The sequence below is a fragment of the Streptomyces sp. NPDC050164 genome (assembly GCF_044459945.1).
Taxonomy (GTDB): Bacteria; Actinomycetota; Actinomycetes; order Streptomycetales; family Streptomycetaceae; genus Streptomyces; species Streptomyces coeruleorubidus_A.
In genome coordinates, this window is the sequence record NZ_JBITJK010000035.1 from 1 (window position 1) to 24799 (window position 24799).

A 24799-nucleotide genomic window follows, 5' to 3' on the forward strand; every position below is an offset into this window, starting at 1 on the left:
CCTGGATGCCGGTCGTAGGTGTCGCAATCCACACCGAAACCAGGGGCCCTCACCCCGTTCAAGGACCACTCAAGGCGTGTCGCCCGTCACCAACGCCCCGGGACAGCACAGCTAGGCCCTGTCGTGTGTTCGGTGTTGCCGGCACAGGGCCGCGGGCAGGCCCGGCCAAAAGTACGGTCGCCGACAACGGGAACCATGCTTTGAGCTGATGCTGTGAAGGACGTGGAATTCCACGATAAGGGCATGCCAAATGCAGACTTCCCTCCGGCATTTCATGCCGAGGGCTTGACGAAGAAATACGGTCGCCGCGGCAAGCCGGCCCTCAGCGACGTGAACCTCACTGTCCCCTCCGGCCGTGTCATCGGTTTGGTCGGCCCGAACGGGGCCGGCAAATCGACTCTGCTGCATCTGGCCTGCGGACTGATCGAGCCGACGTCCGGCTCGTTGACCGTGCTGGGGTCACGTCCGGCGGCGAACGCGTCACATCTGGCCCGGGTGGGGTTCGTCGCGCAGAGCACTCCGGTGTACAGCTCGTTCACCGTGGCCGAGCACATGGAGCTCGGCGCGAAGATGAATCCGGCGTGGGACCCCGCCCTGGCCGAGCGGCGCATCCGCCATGTCGGGCTGAACCCCGAGCAGAAGGCGGGGCAGCTCTCGGGTGGCCAGCGCGCGCAGCTGGCGCTGACCGTCGCGGCGGCCAAGCGGCCCGAGCTGCTGATCTTCGACGAGCCGGCGGCGGCACTGGACCCGCTGGCCCGCAAGGGGTTCCTGCAGAACCTGATGGAGTTCGTGCGCGAGCTCGGCGCCAGCGCCGTGCTGTCCTCGCACCTGCTCGGGGACATCGAGCAGGTCTGCGACTACCTCATCGTGCTGTGCGACTCGCGGGTGCAGGTGGCCGGCGATACCCGGGATCTGCTGGCCGGGCACGCTCGACTCGTCGCACCTCGCGGCGAGTTCGACCGGTTGCCCGCCGGGGTCGAGGTGATCTCGATGGAGCACAGCGGCAAGCACAGCAGCGCGGTCGTCCGCACCGACGCCTCGCCCGCGTCGCTGCCGTACCCGGTCGAGCCCGTCCCGCTCGAAGAACTCGTCCTCGGTTACATGACCCGGGCGGCCGCGGTGCCCGCCGCCCGGATCGAGGCCGCAGCCTGGGGGGCCTCGCGATGATGTGGCTGAACTGGCGGCAGTTCCGCGTCCAGGCGCTGGTCGGCACCGGCGCGCTGGCCGTTTTTGCCGCGTATTCGGTGTACCTCGGCGCGGACATCCGCGACGGCTACGACGTCTACCGAGCCCATTGCCAGGGCGTTGCCGACTGTGCCCGGGCAAGGAGCCAGTTCCTCAGCGCCTACAAGAACACGCTGCTGTTGATCGCGGCCGGGCTCGGCCTGCTCCCCGCCGTCATCGGCACGTTCTGGGGCGCGCCGCTGATCGCCCGGGAGCTCGAGAGCGGCACCCACCGGCTGGTGTGGAACCAGAGCATCACCCGCCCGCGCTGGCTCCTCGCCAAGGTCCTGTTCGTCGGCCTGGCCGCCATGTTCCTCACGGGCGCGTCCGCCGCCCTGCTCACCTGGGCGGCCCACCCGTTCGACGAGGTCGTCAAGAGCGAGTTCAGCACCTTCGAGTTCGGCGCGCGCAACATCGCCCCGATCGGCTACGCCGCGCTGGCCTTCACCTTCGGCACCGTCGTCGGGCTCCTGCTCCGCCGGACCCTGCCCGCGATGGCCGTGACGCTCGTCGTCTTCCTCGCCTTCCAGTTCTTCTTCCCCAACGTGGTGCGACCCAGCCTCATGCCGGCGGAGAGGGCCACGTTGCCCATGACAGCCCAGTCCATCAACGAGGCGCAGAGTTTGGGCAGCATCAGCGGTGGCTCCGTCATCAACGGGGTGAAGATCCCGGGCGCGCCCGACGCCTGGATCGCCGAGACGAGCCCGCTGCGCACCGCGAACGGCAAGGCCCTCGACGGGACCAGGTTCAACGACTGCATCGATTCCCCGCCCAGGACCGGCGCGGGCGGCACGTTCGGCGACGCGGCGGTGTGCCTCGCCGAGTACGACCTCCATATCGACGTCCGCTATCACCCCCGCAGCCGCTATTGGGCGTTCCAATGGCTGGAGACCGCGATCTACCTGACACTCAGCGGGATCCTCACCACGTTCGGCCTTTGGCGGATCCGACGCAGGGTGAGCTGACCTGCGTCTCAACCGGCGCGTTCGGGGTGCCACCGGGACTTTCCCGGCGGCACCCTTTTCTCTCCCGACATGGCAGAGCCCCGCGGGCGGCGAGGAAGACGTCTGTCGTGAGGGAGTGAACGGTTTACTCGGAGGTGCTCTCGACGATGCGGTTCTCCCAGGCCCAGACGGCGATCTCGGTCCTGTTGCGCAGCCCGAGCTTGGTTTGGATCCCTGACAGGTGACTCTTGACCGTGCTCAGGGAGATGAACAGCTCCGCGGCGATCTCCTGGTTGGTGCGGCCGCGTGCGATGGCCCGCACGACCTCGAGCGCGCGCCCGGACAGCGGTGGCGACTGCCCAGCGCGGCCGCGGGGCACCGTCTGGGTCTCGTTCAGGTGCTTCAGCAGCCGGAGGGTGACCGACGGCGAGACCAGCGCCTCGCCGTTGCAGGCGGCGCGGACTGCCTCGATGAGCAGGGCGGGTCCGGCGTCCTTGAGGACAAATCCCGCCGCGCCGCCACGCAGTGCCCCGTACACGTACTCGTCGAGGTCGAAGGTGGTGACCACGATGACCCGTATCGGATCGCTCACCCCAGGGCCGGCCAGGGCGCGCGTGACGTCGATGCCGTCGAGCTTGGGCATCCTGATGTCCACCAGGCACACGTCCGGCCGTAGCCGCCTGGCCATCGCGATCGCCTCGGCGCCGTCCTCGGCCTCCCCGATGACGGCGATGTCGGGCTGGTCCTCCAGGATCAGTCGCAGGCCGCGGCGGATCATCGCCTGGTCGTCGGCGAGCAGGACCTTGATGGTCATCCGGGCTCCCTGGTGGGGACGGGCAGGATCGCCCGCACGGACCAGCCGGCCCCGGGCCGGGGACCGGCGAACAGCGAGCCGCCGAGCGTCTCGACACGTTCGCGCATACCGATCAGACCGTACCCCCCGCGGTGCTGAGACCGGGGGGAGTGCGGCGGGGCGTCGTCGGCGACCTCGACGGTGACGGCCTCGGCGTCACGGCCGACGGTGACGTCGACGGAGCGGGCGTGCCGCGCGTGCCGCAGGACGTTCGTCAGCGCCTCCTGGACGATGCGGTACACGGTACTGGTCACCTCCGGCGGCCACTCCGTGTCGTCGTCGGGCACGCTCAGACGGACCTGCGGGCCCTGGCGGCTGAAGCGCTCGACCAGCGTGCTCAGCCCCTCCGGCCCGGGCGAGACGGGCGCCGCATCGTCGGTGTCGCGCAGCAGCCCGACGACACGGCGCATCGCGGTCATGGCCTCGGACCCGGCGCTCTCGATCTCGGTCAGCGAGTCCGACACCTTCTCCGGGGCCCGCCGCACGACGATATGGGCGGCCTGCGCCTGGATCACCATCCCTGTGATGTGGTGGGCCACGATGTCGTGCAATTCCCGGGCGAGTTCCAGCCGTTCAGCCCGGCGCACCTCTTCGGCGGCGGCTTTCGCCCGGCCGTCGAACATGCGCAGCGCCAGCCCGACCCCGACGGCGGCCAGCCAGGCCGCTGCGGCGATGGCCGGAACCGCCGACGGCGGCCGGACGGCGAACTGAACGGCGATCACCAGCAGCCCGGCGCCCGCGATGGCCCCGGCCCGCACCATCGGCAACGCCCTGACCGCGGATCCGGTGAGCACGGCCAGGCCCAGGGCGACGGCGGGTCCGAGCCCGGCGGGAAACCGGGTGCCCGGCAGCAGCGGGACGAGGACCGCCAGCGCGGTGACGACGAGGCCCCCGGCCGCCGTCCAGGTCCGCTCCCGATGGCGCATCAGCGCGAGGGCGCACACCACCACGGCGGTGGCGGCGCCGGGGGCCCAGGACGCGGCCCCCCAGGTCTGCGCGAGGGCGAAGGACTGCATGGCGATCGCCGCGAGAAACGCGACACCGAGCCCGACGGCGGAGACGGCCCCGACCCATCGCTGCGGAATCACGTTGATCAGATTACTGAATCCTCGCCCGCGATCCGCGCCGTTCGGCGGGGCCGCGGGCGGAGTGCCGGACGGCTCCGAGGTCCTTGCCTCAGGCTGGGCGGCGCCTGCCGCATCCGCTGGGTCTTGGGCCACGCTACGACCGCGGCGGGTCAACCCAGGACCCCTGCGGTGCCGGGGCGTTGGCGCGCTGGTTGCGGTCGAGGCCGCGCAACGCCGGCCCCATCACGAGGGCGGCGGCCATCCCCATCGTGGCCAGGTTCGTCACGCCGCTCCATCCGTCGAACCAGGTGACCCCGGTCACCACGACGCCGCCCACGGCGATCCCGGCGGCCGGTCCCGTCGGCAGCGTCCTGATCGCGGAGCCAACGAGCACCGACAGGGCCGGCGCCGTGATGGGCGCGGGCTCCTGCGGCAGCTCCTCCCCGGCGATCAGGGACACCGCGACGGCAACGGCCGTCACGGCCAGGCCCGCGACCGCGGTCAGTACCTTCTGCCGCTCGCGCATCAACGCCAGGCCGCCCACGATGGTCGAGACGGCGGAGCCGAACACCCAGGACCCGCCGCCCCAACTGTCCATGAGCATGAACGTCGTGAAGACGATCCCCAGGGCGAACACGACGCCGACCCCGATGTTGAACACCCTGCCAGCCGACCTTGCCGGCCGAACCCCTGTATTCATGCGGCTCAGGCTAGAAAGCCCAAGCGCATCGCGTACCGGCCGAAAGTACGGAAGAGCGTCGGTGGAGCCACGCTTTGGGCCAGTTCTGGCACTCCCGGCTCTCCTAGGGGGTGTCCCGCCAGGGTCCGCGACGCCCGCGCCTGCGCATACGCTGCCTCGGGCGACAGCGACTCTCCCTTCGCGAAGGCGTCCACGAACCCCGCCGCCCCCAGCGCGGCCGTCGCCGCGGCGGTGGTGCGGTCGACGTCCGGGCGTTGCGCGGCCGGGAGCGGCGCACCCGTGGCGGCGCGGGCGGCGGAGGCGCGCCGAGGAGAAGCGCCGCGGTCCCCGGACGGTCCGCGAGGGCGTGGGCGGCGGCGAGGCCCTCCAGGGCGAGGGCGAGTGCCCGGGGGTCGCCGGTGGTGAGGGCCGTTTCGTAGCCCTCCTCGTGGCGGGCCAGCGCACCCCGCGCGTCGCCGCGCAGCTCCGCGATGAAGCCCAGCTCGGCCAGGATCAGCGCGTTCGCCCCGTCGAGACCGACCTGGCGCCGAACTACTGACTGGGCGGCCGGCAGGCCGGGCAGCTCTTGTGTCCGTGTCACTGAAACCCGGACGACGCCGGCCAAGCGAGGCTCCGGCTCGAAAGGGGCGGCGGATGGCGAACTCCCCGCCTGCGGACGCCGGTCCAGCGGCGTGCCGCACCGGCCGCTGCCATCGCGCCCCTGGGCAGGGCTGTACGCGGGCATAAAGACGCTGTCGACGGTGAAGGGCGTGCACTTGGTTGAGGGGAGGGTGCCGTGACCGAGCAGGGCCCGGTGCCACCTGGCAACCGCCGGCACGTCGACGGCACTTGGGAGACCGGCGCGGCCCCCGTCGAGCCGCGCATGCCCCGCCTCAGCCGGCCGCCCCGTCCGGCAGGACCCCGGCCCGGAACGGCTCCACACCCTCCAGCCTCCGTACCCGTGTCGGCTCGATCAGCAGCATCACCCGGCGCTCCCCGGGCAGCAGCCACGGATACCGGTCCTCCCCGAGGTACTTCCGCGCGAGCCGGTCCATCGCCCGCTCGGCCTCCTCGCCCTCCACGAACCGGACGACCTTCCCCCGGATCTCCGCCCGGTCGTAGGGGTTCCCGGGGTCGTGGTGGGACAGCGAAACGTACGGATTGCGCCGCAGATTCTCCTCCTTCACCCGCCCGATGGAGGTGTTGACCATGACGTACTCCCCTTCGATGTCCGCCCACATGGGCGACACCTGGGGCGCTCCGTCCGCACCCACCGTCGCGAGGTGCCAGAAGTTCGTCGCGAGAAGACGCTCGCGAATATGCTCGTTGAGCTTGCCGTTCACCTGACCGACCACCTTTCCGGGCCCGCGTTCACCAGGCCCGGCGTCATCCTCGCCGCACCCCCGCCCCGGCCGACAGACGATCTTCGGCCCCGGTCGAACCCGCCGGCATCCGTAGCTTCCTACAATCCGTGATCCTGGCCGAACAGACCGTAGTCACCGCAGCCCCGCACCCCTAGCTTGTGGCCCGTGCGCCGACCTTCAGCCCGCCCGAGCCAGCCCACCCCCCACCCCCTGCCCGCCACCCCGACGCCCCCGCCCTTCAACGCCCCCGCCGCCCGCCGCCTGCGCGCAGCCCTCGGCATGACACCCGAGCACGTCGCCCACGGCATGCGCGTCTCCTACGGGCGCCCCCACATCACCCCGGAGCACGTCATGGCCTGGGAACGCGGGGCCGCGTCCCCTTCCGGCTCCGAACTCACCGCGCTCGCCGGGGTGCTGTGGTGCTCGCCCGGCGAGCTCATCGGCAGACCCCGCACCCTGCGGGAGCACCGCATCGCCCGCGGCTTCGCCCCCGAGGACGTGGCCCGTGCCGTGGGGCACGAACTCCACGCCTATCTACGGATGGAGGAGACCGACACCTGGCGCGGCACCGACCGTCAGTCCGCCGCCCTCGCCGATCTGCTCGGCCTCGGCCTGCCCGACTTCGTCACCGTCACGGGCCGCGACGCCAAGCTCGGCGAACTGCTGCGCAACGCCGTCACCACCCGCTGGCAGGCCTACGTACGCCCGGTGGCCAAGGTCGTGCCCCTGGACCGGCAGTTCCTGGAGGGCGCCCTCCAGGGTCTGCACCAGGACTACCAGGGGCACATGGTCGCCACCCTGAGCTGGGGCGGCGGCAGCAGTGACGCCGGCGACGCCGCCCGCGACTTCCTCGACCGGATCGTCGACCACTTCTGGACGAGGATCCAGGAGAGCCCGGCCTAGAAGACCGACTCGGCCTCGTCCATCCGGTCCTTGGGCACGGTCTTCAGCTCGGTCACGGCCTCCGCGAGCGGCACCATCACGATGTCCGTCCCGCGCAGCGCGGTCATCCTGCCGAACTCCCCCTGGTGCGCGGCCTCCACCGCGTGCCAGCCGAACCGCGTGGCGAGCACCCGGTCGTACGCGGTCGGCGAGCCGCCGCGCTGGACGTGGCCGAGAATGACCGGCTTGGCCTCCTTGCCGAGCCGTCGTTCCAGCTCGTGGGCGAGTGCCGTACCGATGCCCTGGAAGCGCTCGTGGCCGAACTTGTCTATGGCGCCCTTGCCGTAGTCCATGGATCCGTCGGCGGGGTGGGCGCCCTCGGCGACACAGACGACCGCGAACTTCTTGCCGCGGGAGAAGCGCTCCTCGACCATCTTCACGAGATCGGCCGGGTCGAACGGACGCTCCGGCAGACAGATCCCGTGCGCGCCGGCCGCCATGCCGGACTCCAGCGCGATCCAGCCGGCGTGGCGCCCCATGACCTCCACCACCATCACCCGCTGGTGGGACTCGGCGGTGGTCTTCAGACGGTCCATCGCCTCGGTGGCGACGCCGACCGCCGTGTCGAAACCGAAGGTGCGGTCCGTGGAGGAGATGTCGTTGTCGATCGTCTTCGGGACGCCGACCACCGGCAGACCCGCGTCGGACAGCATGCGGGCCGCCGTCAGCGTGCCCTCGCCGCCGATCGGGATCAGCGCGTCGATGCCGAACTCGTGGATCATGTCGGAGGCGTTCTCGCAGGCCTCGCGGAGCCGGTCGCGCTCCAGCCGGGACGAGCCCAGGATCGTGCCGCCGCGGGCGAGGATGCCGCTGACCGCGTTCAGGTCGAGGGCCCGGTAGCGGCCGTCCAGCAGGCCCGCGTAACCGTCCTCGAAGCCGATGACCTCGTCGCCGTAGTTGTCGACCGCCCGGTGCACGACCGACCGGATCACGGCGTTCAGGCCGGGGCAGTCGCCGCCTGCGGTGAGAACTCCGATACGCATCGTGCTGTGTCTCCTGCTCGCTGTGGATACCGGTGAGCCTCTGCCGATTGTTTCACGCTCCACAGCCCGGTGCCGCACCCCGGACTGACGGGCGCCTTATCTATCGGCGGAGGTATTGTCAAGAGGGTTCTGCTCACCTCGGTGGGCGATTTTTGTGCCCCTGGCTGGATAGCCATTGGCTTGACGTGTACCCCCACTCGAGACGAAACGGAGAGCGCGCGTGACCCGCAGCGTGTACGTGACCGGCATCGACCGCGGCGACGGCCGCCAGGTCGTCGAACTGGGGGTCATGGAGCTCCTCACCCGGCAGGTCGACCGGGTGGGCGTCTTCCGTCCCCTCGTCCATGACGGGCCCGACCGCCTCTTCGAGCTGTTGCGCGCCCGCTACCGGCTCGCCCAGGACCCGGCGACCGTCTACGGCATGGACTACCACGAGGCGTCCGCCCTCCAGGCCGAGGCCGGCACGGACGAGCTGGTGTCCACGCTCGTCGACCGCTTCCACCTGGTCGCCCGCGACTTCGACGTGGTCCTGGTCCTCGGCACCGACTACGCCGGAACCCAGCTCCCGGACGAGCTGTCGCTCAACGCCCGGCTGGCGAACGAGTTCGGCGCGTCCGTGATCCCGGTCGTGGGCGGCCGCAAGCAGACCGTCGAGTCGGTGCTCGCCGAGACGCGCAACGCCTACCGGGCCTACGACACGCTGGGCTGTGACGTCCTGGCCATGGTCACCAACCGGGTGGCCCGCGAGGACCGCGACGAGATCGCCGGCCAGCTCGACTCCCGGCTCCCCGTGCCCTGTTACGTCCTGCCCGACGAGCCCGCGCTGTCCGCCCCGACGGTCTCGCAGATCGGCCACACCCTCGGCGCCAAGGTGGTGCTGGGCGACGACTCGGGGCTGGCCCGGGACGTGCTCGGCTTCGTCTTCGGCGGCGCGATGCTGCCGAACTTCCTGGGCGCCCTGACCCCGGGCTGCCTCGTCGTCACCCCGGGCGACCGGGCCGACCTGGTCGTCGGCGCGCTCGCCGCGCACAGCGCCGGCACCCCGCCGATAGCGGGCGTGCTGCTCACCCTGGACGAGGTGCCCGGCACCGACATCCTCACGCTCGCCGACCGGCTCGCGCCCGGCACCCCGGTGCTGTCGGTGGCCGGCACCAGCTTCCCCACCGCCGAGCAGCTGTTCTCCCTGGAGGGCAAACTCAACGCGGCCACCCCGCGCAAGGCGGAGCGGGCGCTCGGCCTGTTCGAGCGGTACGCCGACACCGCGGACCTCGCCCTCCGCGTCTCCGCCCCGAGCAGCGACCGCGTCACGCCGATGATGTTCGAGCACAAGCTGCTGGAGCAGGCCCGCTCCGACCTGCGCCGCGTGGTGCTGCCCGAGGGCACCGAGGAGCGCGTGCTGCACGCCGCCGAGGTGCTGCTGCGCCGGGGCGTGTGCGAGCTGACCCTGCTCGGCCCCGTCGACCAGATCCGCAAGAAGGCCGCCGACCTCGGCATCGACCTCGGCGAGTCCCAGCTGATCGACCCGGCCACCTCCGACCTGCGCGACGCCTTCGCCGAGAAGTACGCGGCCCTGCGCGCCCACCGCGGCGTCACCGTGGAGCTGGCGTACGACGTCGTCTCGGACGTGAACTACTTCGGCACGCTGATGGTGCAGGAGGGCCTCGCCGACGGCATGGTGTCGGGCTCGGTGCACTCCACGGCCGCGACCATCCGCCCGGCCTTCGAGATCATCAAGACCAAGCCGGACGCCGACATCGTCTCGTCGGTGTTCTTCATGTGCCTGGCCGACAAGGTCCTCGTCTACGGCGACTGCGCGGTCAACCCCGACCCGAACGCCGAGCAGCTCGCCGACATCGCCATCCAGTCGGCGAGCACGGCCGGGCGGTTCGGCGTGGAGCCGCGGATCGCGATGCTGTCGTACTCCACGGGTACGTCCGGCTCCGGCGCCGACGTCGACAAGGTCCGCGAGGCCACCGAGCTCGTCCGCTCGCGCCGACCCGACCTGAGGATCGAGGGCCCGATCCAGTACGACGCCGCCGTGGAGCCGTCGGTCGCGGCGACCAAGCTGCCCGGCTCCGAGGTCGCCGGGCAGGCGAGCGTGCTGATCTTCCCCGACCTGAACACCGGCAACAACACCTACAAGGCCGTGCAGCGCTCGGCCGGCGCGATCGCCGTCGGCCCGGTGCTCCAGGGTCTGCGCAAGCCGGTCAACGACCTGTCCCGGGGCGCCCTGGTCCAGGACATCGTCAACACGGTCGCCATCACGGCGATCCAGGCCCAGTCCCCCGCCCCGTCCCCGAGTGAGAAGGCAACCGCCCCGTGAGCCCCACCCGCGTCCTCGTCCTCAACTCCGGCTCCTCGTCGGTGAAGTACCAGCTGCTCGACATGCGCGGCAACAGCCGACTGGCGATGGGTCTGGTCGAGCGCATCGGCGAGCAGACCTCCCGCCTGAAGCACACCCCGGCCGGCGGCGGGAGCCGGGAGCGCGGCGGCGCGATCGCCGACCACGACGCCGCCCTGAAGGCCGTCGCCGAGGAGCTCGCCAAGGACGGCCTCGGCCTGGACTCGCCCGAGCTGGCCGCGATCGGGCACCGGGTGGTGCACGGGGGCAGGTCCTTCACCGAGCCGACCGTGATCGACGACGCCGTCCTCGCCGAGATCGAGCGGCTCATCCCGGTGGCCCCGCTGCACAACCCGGCCAACCTCACCGGGATCCGCACGGCCCGGGCGCTGCGGCCCGACCTGCCGCAGGTCGCGGTCTTCGACACGGCCTTCCACACCACGATGCCGGAGTCGGCCGCCCGCTACGCGATCGACGTCGAGACGGCCGACGCGCACCGCATCCGGCGCTACGGCTTCCACGGCACCTCCCACGCCTACGTCTCCCGGGCCACCGCCGAGCTGCTCGGCAAGGACCCCGCCGAGACGAACATGATCGTGCTGCACCTGGGCAACGGGGCGTCCGCCTCGGCCGTACGGGGCGGTCGTTGCGTGGACACCTCCATGGGCCTGACGCCTTTGGAGGGGCTCGTGATGGGTACGCGCTCGGGAGACATGGACCCGGCCGTCATCTTCCATTTGATGCGTGTTGGTGGAATGTCCGCCGACGAGATCGACACTCTTCTCAACAAGAAGAGCGGTCTGATCGGACTGTGCGGCGACAACGACATGAGGGAGATCCGCCGCCGCGTCGACGAGGGCGACGAGCAGGCGGCGCTGGCGTTCGACATCTACATTCACCGCCTGAAGAAGTACATCGGCGCCTATTACGCCGTACTCGGACGGGTGGACGCGGTGGCCTTCACCGCCGGCGTCGGAGAGAACGCGGCGCCCGTGCGGGAGGCCGCCCTGGCGGGCCTGGAGGGGCTGGGCCTGGCGGTGGACGGCGAGCGCAACGCCGTACGCGGCGACGAGGCGCGGCTGATCTCGCCCGAGGGTGCCCGGGTCGCGGTGGCGGTGGTGCCTACTGACGAGGAATTGGAGATCGCGACACAGACCTACGCGCTGGTAATTGGTTCAGGGAATCACACCTGAGCGGCATCCCGCCCTTTTGTATTTTCCGCCAGACGGAATATTCCGTTGCGAAACAAACCGATAGGATCGCCCCCATGCGCCGTTCGAAAATCGTCTGTACTCTCGGCCCCGCGGTCGACTCCCACGAGCAGCTTGTCGCGCTGATCGAGGCCGGCATGAACGTGGCCCGCTTCAACTTCAGCCACGGCACGCACGCCGAGCACCAGGGCCGGTACGACCGGGTCCGTGCCGCCGCCAAGGAGACCGGCCGGGCCATCGGGGTCCTCGCCGACCTCCAGGGCCCCAAGATCCGCCTGGAGACCTTCGCCGAGGGTCCCGTGGAGCTGGTCCGCGGTGACGAGTTCACCATCACCACCGAGGACGTCCCGGGCGACAAGACGATCTGCGGGACGACCTACAAGGGCCTGCCCGGCGACGTGACCAAGGGCGACCAGGTCCTCATCAACGACGGCAACGTCGAGCTGAAGGTCACCGAGGTCGAGGGCCACCGGGTGAAGACGATCGTCATCGAGGGCGGCGTCATCTCCGACCACAAGGGCATCAACCTGCCCGGCGCGGCCGTCAACGTACCGGCCCTGTCCGAGAAGGACATCGAGGACCTCCGCTTCGCGCTCCGCATGGGCTGCGACCTGGTCGCGCTGTCGTTCGTACGGGACGCCAAGGACGTCGCGGACGTACACCGCATCATGGACGAGGAGGGCCGCCGCGTCCCGGTCATCGCCAAGGTGGAGAAGCCGCAGGCGGTGCAGAACATGGAGGACGTCGTCATGGCGTTCGACGGCGTGATGGTCGCCCGCGGTGACCTCGCCGTCGAGTACCCGCTCGAGAAGGTCCCCATGGTGCAGAAGCGCCTGATCGAGCTGTGCCGGCGCAACGCCAAGCCGGTGATCGTGGCGACCCAGATGATGGAGTCGATGATCACCAACTCCCGCCCGACCCGCGCCGAGGCCTCCGACGTGGCCAACGCGATCCTGGACGGGGCCGACGCGGTCATGCTGTCCGCCGAGTCGAGCGTGGGCGCCTACCCGATCGAGACCGTGAAGACGATGTCGAAGATCGTCACCGCGGCCGAGCAGGAGCTGATGTCCAAGGGCCTGCAGCCGCTGGTCCCGGGCAAGAAGCCGCGCACGCAGGGCGGTTCGGTGGCCCGCGCCGCGTGCGAGATCGCCGACTTCCTCGGCGGCCGGGGCCTGGTGGCCTTCACCCAGTCCGGCGACACCGCCCGCCGGCTGTGCCGCTACCGCGCGGTCCAGCCGATCATCGCGTTCACCACGGACGAGTCCACCCGCAACCAGCTCGCCCTCAGCTGGGGCGTGGAGCCGCACGTCGTGCCGTTCGTGAACAGCACGGACGAGATGGTCGACCTGGTGGACCAGGAGATGGTGAAGCTGAACCGCTTCAACGAGGGCGACATCGTGGTCATCACGGCCGGCTCGCCCCCCGGCGTCCCCGGCACCACCAACATGGTGCGCGTCCACCACCTGGGCGGCGCCAAGGGCTGACCCGCGAAGGCCTTGGTACGCGACTGAGGGCGTCCCCTGTGACAGGGGGCGCCCTCAGTGGCGTACGCCACCGGCCAAGCCCCTACCAGAAATCGACCCTCTGTGAAAATCTTGTGAGGCTCTCGGGGAGAGAGTGCGGGGGGAGTGCGCCTGACCAGCGCACACATCTCTTTCGACGAGTGTCACCCGTCAACGACCCACCACGGCTGCCGCGCAGCCATGTCCGCCTGCTCTCTTCCTGGCCTCACCATTCGACCAGCAGACAGGCGACGACATGCGAAGAGCCCTGCGCTCAAGGGGGTTAGCCAGTACCGCACTGGTGGCGGCCTCCGCCGTACTGACGGGACTGGTGTACGCGGCACCTGCCCGGGCCGACGATCCGCCGGCCGAGGACCCGGACGACGGCAAGTTCCGGATCAGCCTCGGGCTGGACGCCCGGATGGACCGGTGCATGGCCGGCATGGCCCTGCACATCGGCGGCCCCGCGCTCAAGGCCGCGGCCGCCAAGGCCCTCAACGGCACCGACACAGACATTGCCGCCGCACTGGAAGGGCATTGGTTTGGCCTCGGCACACTCGCCGACGCCCTCGCCAAGGACGAAGACGGTGTCATCGATTACCTGAGCCAGTCCCATAAGCACAAGGAGCGCTGGGAGACGGCCAACAAGATCTATGCACAGACGGGCTGGAGCTCGGGCACCGAGTACCACGCTCCCGAGTTCGACAAGGAAGTCGTCGCTTTCACCCTCGGTCCGCAGCGGGACCTGTACGGCATGTTCGGACAGGACGGCCGCAGCATCCCCACCAAGGCCTCGGTCGACCACGCCAAGAAGATCGCCGCCGGGGTCAAAGGGCAAGACGTCAGGAACGACTACGCGGCCGACTTGATGTTCGGGGACACCGATGTCCGCGGCCCCTACAACCACACCACCGCCAGCGACGTCGCCTCCTTCCTGCGCCACGGCGGATTCGTCACCAAGCCGCTGGAGGAGGGCTCCGCCGAGTACCGCATGGAGGTCGAGGCCCTCAAGGTCGCCTGGGGCGGCTGCGACAGCTTCAACCCCGTCGACGTCCAGCGGATCCTCAACCCGGTAGTCCTGACCGCCCATCAGGAGTGGGAGAAGGAGTACGCCGCTCAGGCCAAGCCGCGGGCCAGCATCATGTCCGCCGAGGCGACCGCTTCGGCTGAGGCCCGCAAGGCCACCGAGGCGATGATCGAGTCCATCGGGCAGGCGTGGCTGGCCGAGCAGATCCTGCTCTGGCAGAAGTACTGGGCCGGGCAGCCCAAGGACCACCTCCACCGGCCCAAGCCCGCGGTCTTCACCCAGGCCAAGACCGACCTGGCCAACGCCCAGAAGCGGGCCGCCGAGCAACTGTCCCTGGCCAACAAGGCGGTGGCCTCCGCCAAGACGGCCTCGGAACAGGCCGGCACCGCGCAGAACGACGCGTACGCCATCGCCGACGCCGCCAAGACGCCGCGCGGCCGCGGACTGCTGTACGCGCAGCAGTCGGTGCAGGTCGCCAAGGCCTCGTACGCCGCGGCCCAGGCGGCGGCGAAGGCCACCCAGACCGCGGTGAACGCCGCCAAGGCGACGGTGGCCGACAGCAAGGCGCTGTTCGCGCTCTCCCGGACCCAGGCGCACGCCGTCAACACCGAGTTCCGGCGGATCGCCGCACAGGAGGCGGCCGCCCAGGCGAAGGCGGCCCGGGTGTCCGCGGACGCACTGGCCAAGGATGCCGCCGCCAACGCCACGAAGGCGAAGAACGCGCAGGCCACCGCCGAACGGGCACAGGAGACGGCCCGCGTCGCGGCGGCGACCGCCAAGGAGCAGCGCGCCAAGGCCGAGCAGGAAAAGGCCCTCGCTGCGAAGGAGCGCCAGACCGCGGCCGACGAACGTGCCAAGGCGCAGGCGGCCGAGCAGCGCGCGGCCAACGAGCGCGATACGGCCGGGCACGCCCGCACCCGTGCGGAGGGCGCGGCCAAGACGGCCGACGAGCAGCTTGCCGTGGCGCTACTTGCAGAAGGCAAGGCCGCCACGGCGCGTGAGAAGGCCGAGGAGGCGGAGCGCAACAAGAAGGCCACCGCCGCCCGAGCCGCCGCCCTGGAGTCGGCCGCCGCCGCGGCCGTCGGCACAAGCGCCGCGGGCGAGACCCGGGAGGCCGCCACCGCCGCCCGAGCCGCCGCCAACGACGCGGCCGCCGCGGCCACACGGGCGAACGCCGCCGCCGGCGAGGCGAGCACCGCGGCGCAGAACGCCCGTGCGGCAGCCACCCGTGCCGATGCCGCGGCGCAGCGCTCCCGCGCGGCCGCCGACAAGGCGTGGTCGGCCTACCAGACGGCCGCCGCCGCCGGCGCGACCGCGCACGCCGCGGCCGCCGAGGCCATCGACGCCTCCGAGGCCGCGTCGGCAAACGCCGCCAAGGCCGAGCAGGAGGCCAAGAAGGCCCAGGCCGCCTCCCTCAAGGCGAGCCAGGAGGCCGAAGCGGCCCGCGCCGAGGCCGTCAAGGCCAGGGCCTGGGCGGCCGTGACCGCCGGACACGCGTACGCGGCCGGTCAGGCGGCTTCCGCAGCTCGCGACTCGGCCGCCGAGGTCATCAAGCCCGCCAACGAGGCCATTGCCATCGGAACTCCGTACAAGGAAACCGACAGTGCGGCCGCGTTCGCGGTGCTCGTCGGCCAGACCTCCAAGCCGATCGCGGAGCGGCAGGCCGCCGCGGCCGCGGCCAAGGCCAAGGAGGCGGCCAAGGCCGCCGCCGACGCCAAGGCGCTGGCCGACAAGGCAGTTGGCGACGCCAAGCTCGCCGCGCAGGCGGCAGCGGCAGCGGCAGCGGACGCGGCAGCCGCGCTCAAGTCCATGGCCGCCGCCCAGGCTTCGGCGGCGGAGGCGGCCAAGGCCGCCGAGGCGGCGAAGAAGGCCGACGCCAGGACCAGCGAGTACGTCGCACAAGCGGGCACGGACTGGTTCCACGCCGACAGCGCCGCCCGTGACGCCTCGAGCGAGGCCGCCGCGGCGAACAACGAGGCCACCGAGGCCGAGAAGAGCGCCGCGAACGCCCGCGCCTCCGCCGACGCCGCCACTCGCGACGCCGGCGCCTCGGACTCGGCGGCCACCCAGTCCGAGAAGGACGCCGACGCCGCGGAGAAGTCCGCGGCCAACGCCAACGAGGACGCGAAGGCGGCCGACGCAGCGGCCGACCGCGCCGAGGCGGAGTTCCTCAAGCGACAGGAGGAAGCCCGCGAGGCCGCGATGGAGGGCCCCAAGCCCGACACGGGGCCGGACCTCACCCAGGACGAGGAGGCCCTGCTCCTCGCCCACTGCGGCCAGTCCTGCGTGGACGAGTTCCGCGAGGCCAAGCAGCTCCTAGCCATGGACGTCATCGACTGGGTGGTCGCCAACGGCGGCCAGATCCTCCTCGACGAGCTGGGCTACAACGACGCCAAGAAGTGCTTCACCAAGCGCGACGTCGAGAGCTGCCTGTGGACGCTGGTCAACGTCATCCTCGTCGGCGCGGCCGTCACCAAGATTCCGGCGGTCGCCAAGGCGATCTACCGGGTCAGCAGCGGCATCCACTCCTTCTGGGAGGGCCTGGACAAGGCCAAGGACACCCTGGACCGGTTCCGTACGGTCCTGGACCGGGTCAAGAAGGGCCAGAGCGCCGTAGCGTGCCTCGTTCCGATCGCTGAAGGCGCCGCCGCCCAGCGGGCCGCGTTCCACGGTGCCTCCACGAAGGTCGGTGCACTCGCCGTCGCGCAGGCCGGCAAGGCCCCCGCTGCCGCTTCCGCCGGGAAGCCGAAGATCTGCGTGACCTCGGCGCTCGGCAAGAACAGCAGGCTCGCCAAGCTCGCCGAGGAGTCCACCAAGAACCAGGCCGTCCAGCGTGAGATGAACGCTCTGATCAACAAGCTCATGGACGGCAACGACCAGCCGGGGAAAGGCTCCTCCGGGCTGTCGGGCGGCATCCGGTACCTTCGGGGCCACGAGGGCGCACGTCTGTTCTTCCGTCAGGTCGACGGCGGCTGGGAGATCGTCGGAAAGTCCGACAAGAAGTACGAGTCGAAGGTCATCGCGGAGTTGATGAAGATTTATGGCTCATAATCCTCTGGTTGTCGTGGAGACGGCCGACTTCTCCATCACGTACATACTCGCTCTGGAGGATGACGCCGACACCGTCGAGGACATCGACGCGATCATCCGCGCTCCCGGGGGCAAGTCTTGGACCGCCACCCTCATGACTCCCCGGAAGATCGTCGAGGTGATGGCCCGCTGCTCCACCACCGGCGAGTACGCCGGCGGTCTGTACGTCCACATCCCCGACCTCATGATCGTCCGTGAGGGCGGACTGGATGCCATGACCAGAGCCTTGGTCGACCTCTTCGCCAAGTTCGGCATGGACACAGACGTGCTACCGAGCTTCCACGACGAGGAGGACGACTGACCTCGGGTACCGCCCACCGGGCCCCGGCGGAAGGCACCACCTCCCGCTGGGGCCCCGGCGCATCCGGCCGCTTACCGGGCACCCGAGCCCCGACGGGCCCTGGCGCCGGTCGTGGCGGGGCGCCGAAGCCCGGCACGCCGGACGAGACCGGCGCGTCGGCCGGAGCGGCGTGCGGCGGCATGGCAACACCGGCAGAAAATGCGTCTGTGCCCCGCCGGGTCGACACCCGGCGGGGCACAGTCTGTTGCGGCTCCGGAGAGGCCTCGGAGGCGGCGTCAGTCGGTCACGTACTGGTGCAGCCCCGGCACGGTCAGCGTGCCTCCGAACTGTCCGGCCTGGGTGACCTTCGCGTTGGTGAAATAGATCCACGGGATGTTCAGGGGCGGCGGGTGCTCCGGGTCGAACGTGACCGGGATCAGCCCGAGCAGGTTGCCCGAGATCTTCTCCGTGTACATCACCGTCTTGCCGTCGGTGATCGTCGACGTCGAGCCCTTCGCCGCCTGGACGTGGTGGGTCTTGCCGGACTGCTTGTCCTTGACGAGCTGGTGCAGGTCCCCGATGTCGGTGCCGTCGTTGATGACGTACTTCAGGACCTTCTTCGTGGCGCCGCTCGCCGTCCGCACCTGCACGATGCCCTGGTAGTCGGCACCCTTCAGGGTCAGCGAGCTGGCCTCCAGGTACCAGGGGTCGTCGGGCACGAGGATCTGGTTGTCGACGCCGCCCTCGGCGTCCGTGGCGGCCGGGCAGTCCTCGGGGTCCACGGAGGGGCTCGCGGACGGGCTGGGGGAGGCGGTGGCTTTCCCGGCCGCGTCCTCGGCCGCCTTCGACGCCGTACCGGCCGTGTCCTTCACGGTGTCCTTCGCCGTGTCGGTGACCTTGTCGGTGGTCTCCTTGACGGTGTCGGACGCGTCGTCCTTGCTCGTGTCCTCCGGCTTGGCCGTGTCCCCGGACGGCGAGGCCGACGCGGACGGCGTGGGGCTCGGGCTCGCGGTGGACTTGCCGCCGTTGAAGATGCCGCCGATCGCGTCGCCGATGTCCTCCAGCACGTTGCCGCCGCTCTGGGACGGCGACGGGCTCGGCGTTGCCGCGTCGTCCTGGCCCGAGGTGCCCGAGGAGGGCGAAGGGGTCGGCGTGGGCTCGGACTTTCCGCCCGTGTCGTCGGAACCTGAATCCGACGAACCGGACGAGTCCGCAGGGTCCTTGTCCGCGTCCGAACCGCCCGCGGACGCCGAGGGAGTCGGCTCGGACGTGTTCTCGTCCTTCTTGCCGTCGTCCTCGCCGCCGCTCGCCGAGGGCGAGGGGGAGGCGCCGTCCTTGCCCTTGCCGCCCTCCAGCGCCGCCACGCAGTCCTTGTACTCGTCGGCCTTCAGGCTGTTCGACGTCGGCGGCTGGTCGTCGGCGAGGGCGAGCGTCGGGGTGAACCCCATGCCCATGAGCACCGCGGTGGGCATCGCCGCCATGGCTATCGCCTTGCCGGCCGGCATCTGGAACCGGGTGAACAGCGGCTTCTTGGGAGCCGCGTGACGAGGCCCCGTTCTCGGCCGGGCCTGGGTCCCGGGAAACTGGGCGCGGGCGTCAGCCGACACGGTACCCCCCGTTACGGGCCTCGGACCGGACGCCGTCCGCCGGACCGCCGTCGCCGGTCTCGTACGGGGTGTGCGGCGGGCCCGGCTCATCGCCGGCGCCCTGGGGCGTGGGTTCCACGGCGCCCTCTCCGTCCGGTCCGCGACCGGACTTGTGCCGTCCCCCCTCGGCGCCCTCCGCCTTGCCGGGCGCCCAGGAGACGGCGAGCGCGCCGCCGAGCATCGCCAGCAGGAAGCCGATGATGAAGCCCCCGATGTTGGAGACCACCAGCGACACCAGGGCGAGGATGATCGACGCGACACCGGCGAAGACCCGCGTCGCCTGCTGGAACCACATGGTCAGGCCCAACGTGATCAGCAGGACCCCGATGATGAGGGAGCCGGCACCCGCGGTGGTCGCCATGGTGAGCGACATGGTGCCCAGCTTGAGGGTGGCGTAGGGGAAGTAGGCGATCGGCACCCCGCCGAGGATGGTCAACAGGCCTGCCCAGAACGGCCGGGTGCCCCGCCAGTCACGGAATCGCCGACGCAGCCGGGTGAAGGTCCCGGCGCTCTGGACCGGAGTCTCGGCACTCATGGAAAACAGCTCCCTCGGTCCGGTGGAGGTACGTACCGGCTCGGAAGTAGGCGTTCAGTAGCCGGAAGGTGTGGGTCTGTGAAGGTGCCCGGCGGACGGCCGGGCCGGGCCCGCGGGGCGGGGAAACCGTGGCTTCCCCGCCCCTTCGGGACGGCTCAGCCGCCCCGCGGTACCCGTGGCACGGAGGCCGTCAGAAGCACTCCATCTTCTCGCTGGTGCCGAGCTTCATCGACAGGCCGTTGAGCGTGAACGTGCCGGCCGTGGTCGCCCACGCGGTCTGCTCGACGCCGGTGAGCGTCGCCTTTCTGGCCTGCTGGGCAAAGCCACCCGGCAGCACGTTTTCGCCCGGCTTCACGTCGGGGCCGCGGTTCTGGTCCCTGACCGCGACGCCGATGTCGATGTCCTCGAACTTCGCATCGGCGTCGAGCTGGGCGACGTCGATGTAGAGGTTCTCCGCCGTGACCGGCTTGCTCTTCCCCGCCTCGAGACGGAGGTAGATCTTGCCTATGCCGGGGATCGGTGTCACGACCGACTGGCACATGTCGGTGATCTTCGCGTTCTTGAACGACGAGATCGCGACCGGGACCTTCTTCTGGCTCTTGCCCTCAGTCGTCTCGTAGACGTTGTCTATCCCGCCGTACTGGGCGAAGCCCGTACCTTCGAGATGAGCCGCCGACACCTTGAACTGCTGACCGGACACGCTGAACGAAGCGGCCAGCGCCCCCTGCGCGAGTCCGACACCCACACATGCCGCGGCGGTGACGCTGGGCACCATCACCACAGCGAACCGCTTCCATCTGGTCCCGCCACGCACCTGGGACTCCATATTTCCTCCTTCTCGGACGTACATCTCCTGTCCTGGCTCGCCCCGAATCGCGGCTCAGCCGGGCAGGGATGGGAGAAGTGCTACGTCCTCGGGAAGGAGAGCGCCTGCACTCGGCGGCGCAACTCGCGCCCGAATCACCGGCGATCACCCCCGAGCGACAACCACTGGTCGCGCCTGACACGCATCACGCACAACCCTGCTGGACAGGCTTCGCCCAGTGGGCGAAGACCCCCCTGTCCAAGAGCCGGCGCCACTGCCGCCGGCTCTGCTCGGTGGGGACCCAGGACGTCCCGCGACCCAACCGGCTGCCGGGGTACGGGAATGGACCGAGCGTGGCCGATCGTGGTCCATTCTGGCCGCCCGCACAAGGGGGTTCGTTACTGACTAGTAACGGCGGGATAACCGAACAACGACCCCGTGGTCTCGGACGACGACACAGGGTGTTGCCGGACGGCGGTACAAAGCCGTTGATGGCTGGACAGAAACCGACAGATCAACGCTCACGACTTACTCGCAGTAACAGCGGCCGCGATTACCAAGTTTTGGCAAAGTGCGGCCGCTGTGACGCTCTGTCAGCAAATCTTTCACGTGGGCGCCACAGGCCCGCGTGTTTAACGACTGGTCAGAACAGGGCCCGGGCCAGGGCCCTACGGGCCGCGATCACACGCGGATCCTCGGGTCCGACCACCTCGAACAGCTCCAGCAGCCGCATCCGTACGGTGTCCCGGTCGTCACCCACCGTACGCCCCACGGTCTCGATGAGGCGGCCGAAGGCGTCCTCCACATGGCCGCCCACCAGATCCAGGTCGGCGGCGGCGATCTGCGCCTGCACGTCGGCCGGCTTCTCGGCCGCCTCCCTGCGCACCTGCTGCGGGTCGACGCCCTGCACGCGCTGGAGCAACTCGGCCTGGGCGAGGCCCAGTTTGGCCTCCTCGTTGCCCGGGTCCTCGCTCAGCACGTTCTTGTAGGCCTGGACGGCACCGCTCAGGTCACCCGAGTCCAGCGCCTGCACGGCGGCTTCGAGGAGCGCGTCGTACGGACCGGCCGGCCGCTCGGGAGCCGGCTGGGCACCGCCCGGCTCGGCTTCGGCGTCGACGACGAGGCCGGTCAGGCCGAAGCGCTGCTCGGCGACCTGCACCAGCTGGTCCAGGGTCTGCCGGATCTGCGCCTCGCCCGCGGCCCCCTGGAAGAGCGGCAGTGCCTGCCCCGCGACGACCGCGAACACCGCGGGGATTCCCTGGATGCCGAACTGCTGCATCAGCATCTGGTTGGCGTCGACGTCGATCTTGGCAAGCAGGAAACGGCCGTTGTACTCGACGGCCAGCCGCTCCAGGACCGGGCTCAGCTGCTTGCAGGGCTGACACCACTCGGCCCAGAAGTCGATGACGACGGGGACCTCGGCGGACCGCTGGAGGACGTCCCTCTCGAACCCCGCCTCGTCGACGTCGATGACGAGATCGGCCGGGGAGATCGCCCCCGCACCGCCCTCCCGGGCGGCTTGCGCACGCGCCTGCTCCGCCTTCGCCTTGGCCTCCTGGGCCGCCTTCACCGCGGCGAGGTCGACGACTCCGCTCATGGACATGTTCCGTGGCTGCATGCGCCTATCCTCCCCCGTACTGCGCGCGCGTGTGAAAACCGGTGGAAAAGCGGGGCCGGTCGGTTGCCCGAAGCCGGGCCGGTCGGGCGCCCTTCGGCGCCGGGTCCCCACCCACGCCATGTCGCCGAAGCCCGTGTACGTCCCCACGGGCTTTCGCTACGAGACGTAGCGTAATGCCACGTCGCCGCACTGGACCACCACCCCCCGGTGATCTCCCTCACGGCCGCGCAGGAACCGCCGGTTTATGGTCAGGACATGCACAGCCGCAGCCCAGCCAGCCGCACCGGGCGCCCGCGCAGCGCCACGGCGGACGCCGCGATCCTGGCCGCGACGCGGGCGGCGCTGGTCGAACTGGGCTGGTCCAAGCTCACCCTGGGAGACGTCGCGACCCGCGCCGGGGTTGCGAAGACGACGCTGTACCGCCGCTGGGCCGGCAAGAACGAACTGGTCGTCGACGCGGTCGCGGAACTCTTCGACGAACTGGCGCTCCCGGACAGCGGCTCACTGGCCGCCGACATCGAGGGCGTCGTCCTCCAGTTCGCCAGGATCCTGGACCGCCCGGAGGCGAGAAGCGGCCTGATGGCGGTGGTCGCGGAGGCCACCCGCGACGACGCCCTGCGCGAACGCATCCGCGAGTCGGTGGTCGACCGCCAAAAACGCCTTGTCCTGGAAGGCAGATCCCGAGCCCAGGCACGAGGCGAACTCCCACCCGAACCGGACCCCGTCACAGCCTCCCGCACAGCAGACCTGATCTTCGACATGGTGGCGGGGGCGGTGGTCCACCGCACGCTGGTGAGCGGAGAGCCGGTGGACGAGGAGTGGGTACGCGGCTTCACCCTGGTGCTGCTCCGGGGACTGGCGCCGGAAGCCGCGCACACGGCCGCCGGCTGAGCCGTGCCCGTCCGCGCAGGCGCTGAACCCCGCCGGCGGACGCAAGGAGGTACTCAGAAGCCCGCGGGCTCGGTGTACACCCCCCACTCGTCCCTCAGCACCCCGCAGATCTCGCCGAGCGTCGCCTCGGCCCGTACCGCCTGAAGCATCGGCTCGATCATGTTCGCGTCCGACCGCGCCGCGGCGATCATGCCGTCGAGCGCCACACGGACCCGCGCGTCGTCACGCCCGGCCTTCCGCTCCGCGAGCACCCGCACCTGCTCCCGCTCCACCTCGTGGCTGACCCGCAGGATCTCCAGATCCCCGGTCACCGACCCGGTGTGGACGTTCACCCCGACGACCTTCTTGTCGCCCTTCTCCAGCGCCTGCTGGTACCGGAACGCCGACTCGGCGATCTCCCCGGTGAACCAGCCGTCCTCGATGCCCTGCAGGATCCCGGAGGTGATCGGCCCGATCGGGTGCTGCCCGTCGGGATGCGCCCGCAGCCCCCGCTCCCTTATCTGCTCGAAGATCCTCTCGGCATCGGCCTCGATCCGGTCCGTCAGCTGCTCGACGTACCAGGAACCGCCCAGCGGATCGGCCACGTTGGCGACCCCGGTCTCCTCCATCAGCACCTGCTGCGTGCGCAGCGCGATCTCCGCCGCCTGCTCGCTCGGCAGCGCGAGGGTCTCGTCGAGGGCGTTGGTGTGCAGCGAGTTCGTCCCGCCGAGCACGGCCGCGAGCGCCTCCACGGCCGTCCGTACGACGTTGTTGTACGGCTGCTGCGCCGTGAGGGAGACGCCCGCCGTCTGGGTGTGGAAGCGCAGCCACTGCGCCTTCTCCGACGTCGCCCCGTACACGTCCCGCATCCAGCGGGCCCAGATCCGCCGGGCTGCCCGGAACTTCGCGATCTCCTCGAAGAAGTCGACGTGCGCGTCGAAGAAGAAGGACAGACCGGGGGCGAAGACGTCGACGTCCAGCCCGCGCGAGAGCCCCAGTTCCACGTACCCGAAGCCGTCCGCGAGCGTGTACGCCAGCTCCTGCGCGGCCGTCGACCCGGCCTCGCGGATGTGGTAGCCGGAGACGGACAGCGGCTTGTACGCGGGGATGCCGGCCGCGCAGTGCTCCATCAGGTCACCGATGAGCCGCAGATGCGGCTCAGGCTGGAAGAGCCACTCCTTCTGGGCGATGTACTCCTTGAAGATGTCCGTCTGGAGCGTGCCGTTCAGGACGGACGGGTCGACGCCCTGCCGTTCGGCGGCGACCAGGTACATGCAGAAGACGGGCACGGCCGGTCCGCTGATGGTCATGGACGTCGTCACGTCACCCAGCGGGATGTCCTTGAACAGGACCTCCATGTCGGCCGCCGAGTCGATCGCGACCCCGCAGTGCCCGACCTCCCCCAGCGAGCGCGAGTCGTCGGAGTCGCGGCCCATGAGCGTCGGCATGTCGAAGGCGACCGAGAGCCCGCCGCCGCCGTTGCGGAGGATCATCTTGTAGCGCTCGTTGGTCTGCTCGGCGTTGCCGAACCCGGCGAACTGCCGGATGGTCCACGTACGCCCTCGGTAGCCGGTCGCGTACAGGCCGCGGGTGAAGGGGTACTCCCCTGGCCAGCCGATCCGCTCGAACCCCTCGTACCTGTCACCGGGCCGGGGTCCGTACACCGGCTCCACGGGATCGCCGGAGAGCGTAGTGAAGTCGGCGTCGCGCTTGCGCGCGGCGTCGTACCGGGCCTGCCAGCGACGGCGGCCTTCCTCCATGGCGTCAGCGTCCATACCTTCGAATTTACTAGGGCGTCCAAGTAAATGTCGATGGCAG

20 protein-coding genes are annotated in these 24799 nt (G+C 70.5%); 9 read left to right on the forward strand and 11 right to left on the reverse strand.

Annotated features, from left to right (window positions below):
- Nucleotides 1-213 precede the first annotated feature (213 nt).
- A complete protein-coding gene (locus ACIBNA_RS33970; RefSeq protein WP_399169026.1) occupies nucleotides 214-1167 on the forward strand; it encodes an ABC transporter ATP-binding protein in 954 nt (317 codons plus the stop codon).
- On the forward strand, nucleotides 1164-2189 hold the full coding sequence (locus tag ACIBNA_RS33975) for an ABC transporter permease subunit (protein WP_399169027.1): 1026 nt from the start codon (nucleotides 1164-1166) through the stop codon (nucleotides 2187-2189). Before ACIBNA_RS33970 ends, ACIBNA_RS33975 begins: the two co-directional genes overlap by 4 nt.
- 124 nt (nucleotides 2190-2313) lie before the next feature.
- Here the strand turns inward: ACIBNA_RS33975 and ACIBNA_RS33980 are convergent, their stop codons facing one another.
- The 5 genes from ACIBNA_RS33980 to ACIBNA_RS34000 form a co-directional block, all read right to left on the reverse strand.
- Nucleotides 2314-2982 carry a response regulator gene (locus ACIBNA_RS33980; RefSeq protein WP_399169028.1) on the reverse strand — a complete coding sequence of 223 codons (669 nt, stop codon included), beginning with the start codon at nucleotides 2980-2982 and terminating at the stop codon, nucleotides 2314-2316.
- Nucleotides 2979-4109 (reverse strand): histidine kinase, encoded by a 1131-nt coding sequence (locus ACIBNA_RS33985; RefSeq protein ID WP_399169029.1) that lies wholly within the window; start codon nucleotides 4107-4109, stop codon nucleotides 2979-2981. The genes ACIBNA_RS33980 and ACIBNA_RS33985 overlap by 4 nt, the downstream gene beginning before the upstream one ends.
- Before the next feature lie 133 nt (nucleotides 4110-4242).
- A complete protein-coding gene (locus ACIBNA_RS33990; protein ID WP_399169030.1) occupies nucleotides 4243-4749 on the reverse strand; it encodes a metal transporter in 507 nt (168 codons plus the stop codon).
- Between the two features lie 142 nt (nucleotides 4750-4891).
- Nucleotides 4892-5368 (reverse strand): hypothetical protein, encoded by a 477-nt coding sequence (locus ACIBNA_RS33995; protein ID WP_399169031.1) that lies wholly within the window; start codon nucleotides 5366-5368, stop codon nucleotides 4892-4894.
- Nucleotides 5369-5660: 292 nt separating this feature from the next.
- Nucleotides 5661-6110, reverse strand: a complete 450-nt coding sequence (locus ACIBNA_RS34000) for a PPOX class F420-dependent oxidoreductase (RefSeq protein ID WP_399169032.1) — start codon at nucleotides 6108-6110, stop codon at nucleotides 5661-5663.
- A gap of 177 nt (nucleotides 6111-6287) precedes the next feature.
- On the opposite strand from ACIBNA_RS34000, the gene ACIBNA_RS34005 reads away from it, so the two are divergent.
- On the forward strand, nucleotides 6288-7034 hold the full coding sequence (locus ACIBNA_RS34005) for a helix-turn-helix domain-containing protein (RefSeq protein ID WP_399169033.1): 747 nt from the start codon (nucleotides 6288-6290) through the stop codon (nucleotides 7032-7034).
- Here the strand turns inward: ACIBNA_RS34005 and ACIBNA_RS34010 are convergent.
- Nucleotides 7031-8056 (reverse strand): ATP-dependent 6-phosphofructokinase, encoded by a 1026-nt coding sequence (locus tag ACIBNA_RS34010; RefSeq protein WP_399169034.1) that lies wholly within the window; start codon nucleotides 8054-8056, stop codon nucleotides 7031-7033. The genes ACIBNA_RS34005 and ACIBNA_RS34010 overlap by 4 nt on opposite strands.
- Nucleotides 8057-8276: 220 nt before the next feature.
- On the opposite strand from ACIBNA_RS34010, the gene pta reads away from it, so the two are divergent.
- The 5 genes from pta (at nucleotide 8277) to ACIBNA_RS34035 (ending at nucleotide 17528) form a co-directional block, all read left to right on the forward strand.
- The gene (gene pta, locus ACIBNA_RS34015; RefSeq protein ID WP_399169035.1) at nucleotides 8277-10379 is read left to right on the forward strand and encodes a phosphate acetyltransferase; all 2103 of its coding nucleotides are present in this window, start codon (nucleotides 8277-8279) and stop codon (nucleotides 10377-10379) included.
- Nucleotides 10376-11590 (forward strand): acetate kinase, encoded by a 1215-nt coding sequence (locus ACIBNA_RS34020; protein ID WP_399169036.1) that lies wholly within the window; start codon nucleotides 10376-10378, stop codon nucleotides 11588-11590. The genes pta and ACIBNA_RS34020 overlap by 4 nt, the downstream gene beginning before the upstream one ends.
- Nucleotides 11591-11664: 74 nt before the next feature.
- Nucleotides 11665-13092: a pyruvate kinase gene (gene pyk / locus ACIBNA_RS34025; RefSeq protein WP_399169037.1), complete on the forward strand. Its 1428-nt coding sequence runs from the start codon at nucleotides 11665-11667 to the stop codon at nucleotides 13090-13092.
- A gap of 274 nt (nucleotides 13093-13366) precedes the next feature.
- Nucleotides 13367-17188 (forward strand): hypothetical protein, encoded by a 3822-nt coding sequence (locus tag ACIBNA_RS34030; RefSeq protein ID WP_399169038.1) that lies wholly within the window; start codon nucleotides 13367-13369, stop codon nucleotides 17186-17188.
- A gap of 13 nt (nucleotides 17189-17201) precedes the next feature.
- Complete coding sequence (locus ACIBNA_RS34035; RefSeq protein ID WP_399169039.1) at nucleotides 17202-17528, forward strand: hypothetical protein; 327 nt, start codon at nucleotides 17202-17204, stop codon at nucleotides 17526-17528.
- 275 nt (nucleotides 17529-17803) lie between these two features.
- Here ACIBNA_RS34035 and ACIBNA_RS34040 read toward each other — a convergent pair whose 3' ends face one another.
- The 4 genes from ACIBNA_RS34040 to ACIBNA_RS34055 form a co-directional block, all read right to left on the reverse strand.
- Nucleotides 17804-19012: a hypothetical protein gene (locus ACIBNA_RS34040; RefSeq protein ID WP_399169040.1), complete on the reverse strand. Its 1209-nt coding sequence runs from the start codon at nucleotides 19010-19012 to the stop codon at nucleotides 17804-17806.
- A 91-nt stretch (nucleotides 19013-19103) separates the two neighbouring features.
- Complete coding sequence (locus ACIBNA_RS34045) at nucleotides 19104-19688, reverse strand: DUF6114 domain-containing protein (RefSeq protein WP_399169041.1); 585 nt, start codon at nucleotides 19686-19688, stop codon at nucleotides 19104-19106.
- 190 nt (nucleotides 19689-19878) lie between these two features.
- Nucleotides 19879-20514 carry a DUF6230 family protein gene (locus ACIBNA_RS34050; RefSeq protein ID WP_399169042.1) on the reverse strand — a complete coding sequence of 212 codons (636 nt, stop codon included), beginning with the start codon at nucleotides 20512-20514 and terminating at the stop codon, nucleotides 19879-19881.
- Between the two features lie 622 nt (nucleotides 20515-21136).
- Nucleotides 21137-22111 (reverse strand): tetratricopeptide repeat protein, encoded by a 975-nt coding sequence (locus ACIBNA_RS34055; RefSeq protein ID WP_399169043.1) that lies wholly within the window; start codon nucleotides 22109-22111, stop codon nucleotides 21137-21139.
- 255 nt (nucleotides 22112-22366) lie between these two features.
- On the opposite strand from ACIBNA_RS34055, the gene ACIBNA_RS34060 reads away from it, so the two are divergent.
- Nucleotides 22367-23002 carry a TetR/AcrR family transcriptional regulator gene (locus ACIBNA_RS34060; protein WP_399169044.1) on the forward strand — a complete coding sequence of 212 codons (636 nt, stop codon included), beginning with the start codon at nucleotides 22367-22369 and terminating at the stop codon, nucleotides 23000-23002.
- 53 nt (nucleotides 23003-23055) lie between these two features.
- Here the strand turns inward: ACIBNA_RS34060 and ACIBNA_RS34065 are convergent, their stop codons facing one another.
- Complete coding sequence (locus ACIBNA_RS34065; protein WP_399169045.1) at nucleotides 23056-24756, reverse strand: methylmalonyl-CoA mutase; 1701 nt, start codon at nucleotides 24754-24756, stop codon at nucleotides 23056-23058.
- Nucleotides 24757-24799 lie beyond the last annotated feature (43 nt).

What these genes read in the sequence shown, in the direction of transcription:
- ACIBNA_RS34030 (WP_399169038.1), top strand. Translation starts at nt 13,367, where the DNA reads ATGCGAAGAGCCCTGCGCTCAAGGGGGTTAGCCAGTACCGCACTGGTG.
- ACIBNA_RS34010 (WP_399169034.1), bottom strand. Translation starts at nt 8,056, where the DNA reads ATGCGTATCGGAGTTCTCACCGCAGGCGGCGACTGCCCCGGCCTGAAC.
- ACIBNA_RS34040 (WP_399169040.1), bottom strand. Translation starts at nt 19,012, where the DNA reads ATGCCGGCCGGCAAGGCGATAGCCATGGCGGCGATGCCCACCGCGGTG.
- ACIBNA_RS33980 (WP_399169028.1), bottom strand. Translation starts at nt 2,982, where the DNA reads ATGACCATCAAGGTCCTGCTCGCCGACGACCAGGCGATGATCCGCCGC.
- ACIBNA_RS34060 (WP_399169044.1), top strand. Translation starts at nt 22,367, where the DNA reads ATGCACAGCCGCAGCCCAGCCAGCCGCACCGGGCGCCCGCGCAGCGCC.
- ACIBNA_RS34065 (WP_399169045.1), bottom strand. Translation starts at nt 24,756, where the DNA reads ATGGACGCTGACGCCATGGAGGAAGGCCGCCGTCGCTGGCAGGCCCGG.
- ACIBNA_RS34055 (WP_399169043.1), bottom strand. Translation starts at nt 22,111, where the DNA reads ATGCAGCCACGGAACATGTCCATGAGCGGAGTCGTCGACCTCGCCGCG.
- pyk (WP_399169037.1), top strand. Translation starts at nt 11,665, where the DNA reads ATGCGCCGTTCGAAAATCGTCTGTACTCTCGGCCCCGCGGTCGACTCC.
- ACIBNA_RS33975 (WP_399169027.1), top strand. Translation starts at nt 1,164, where the DNA reads ATGATGTGGCTGAACTGGCGGCAGTTCCGCGTCCAGGCGCTGGTCGGC.
- ACIBNA_RS34050 (WP_399169042.1), bottom strand. Translation starts at nt 20,514, where the DNA reads ATGGAGTCCCAGGTGCGTGGCGGGACCAGATGGAAGCGGTTCGCTGTG.
- ACIBNA_RS34045 (WP_399169041.1), bottom strand. Translation starts at nt 19,688, where the DNA reads ATGAGTGCCGAGACTCCGGTCCAGAGCGCCGGGACCTTCACCCGGCTG.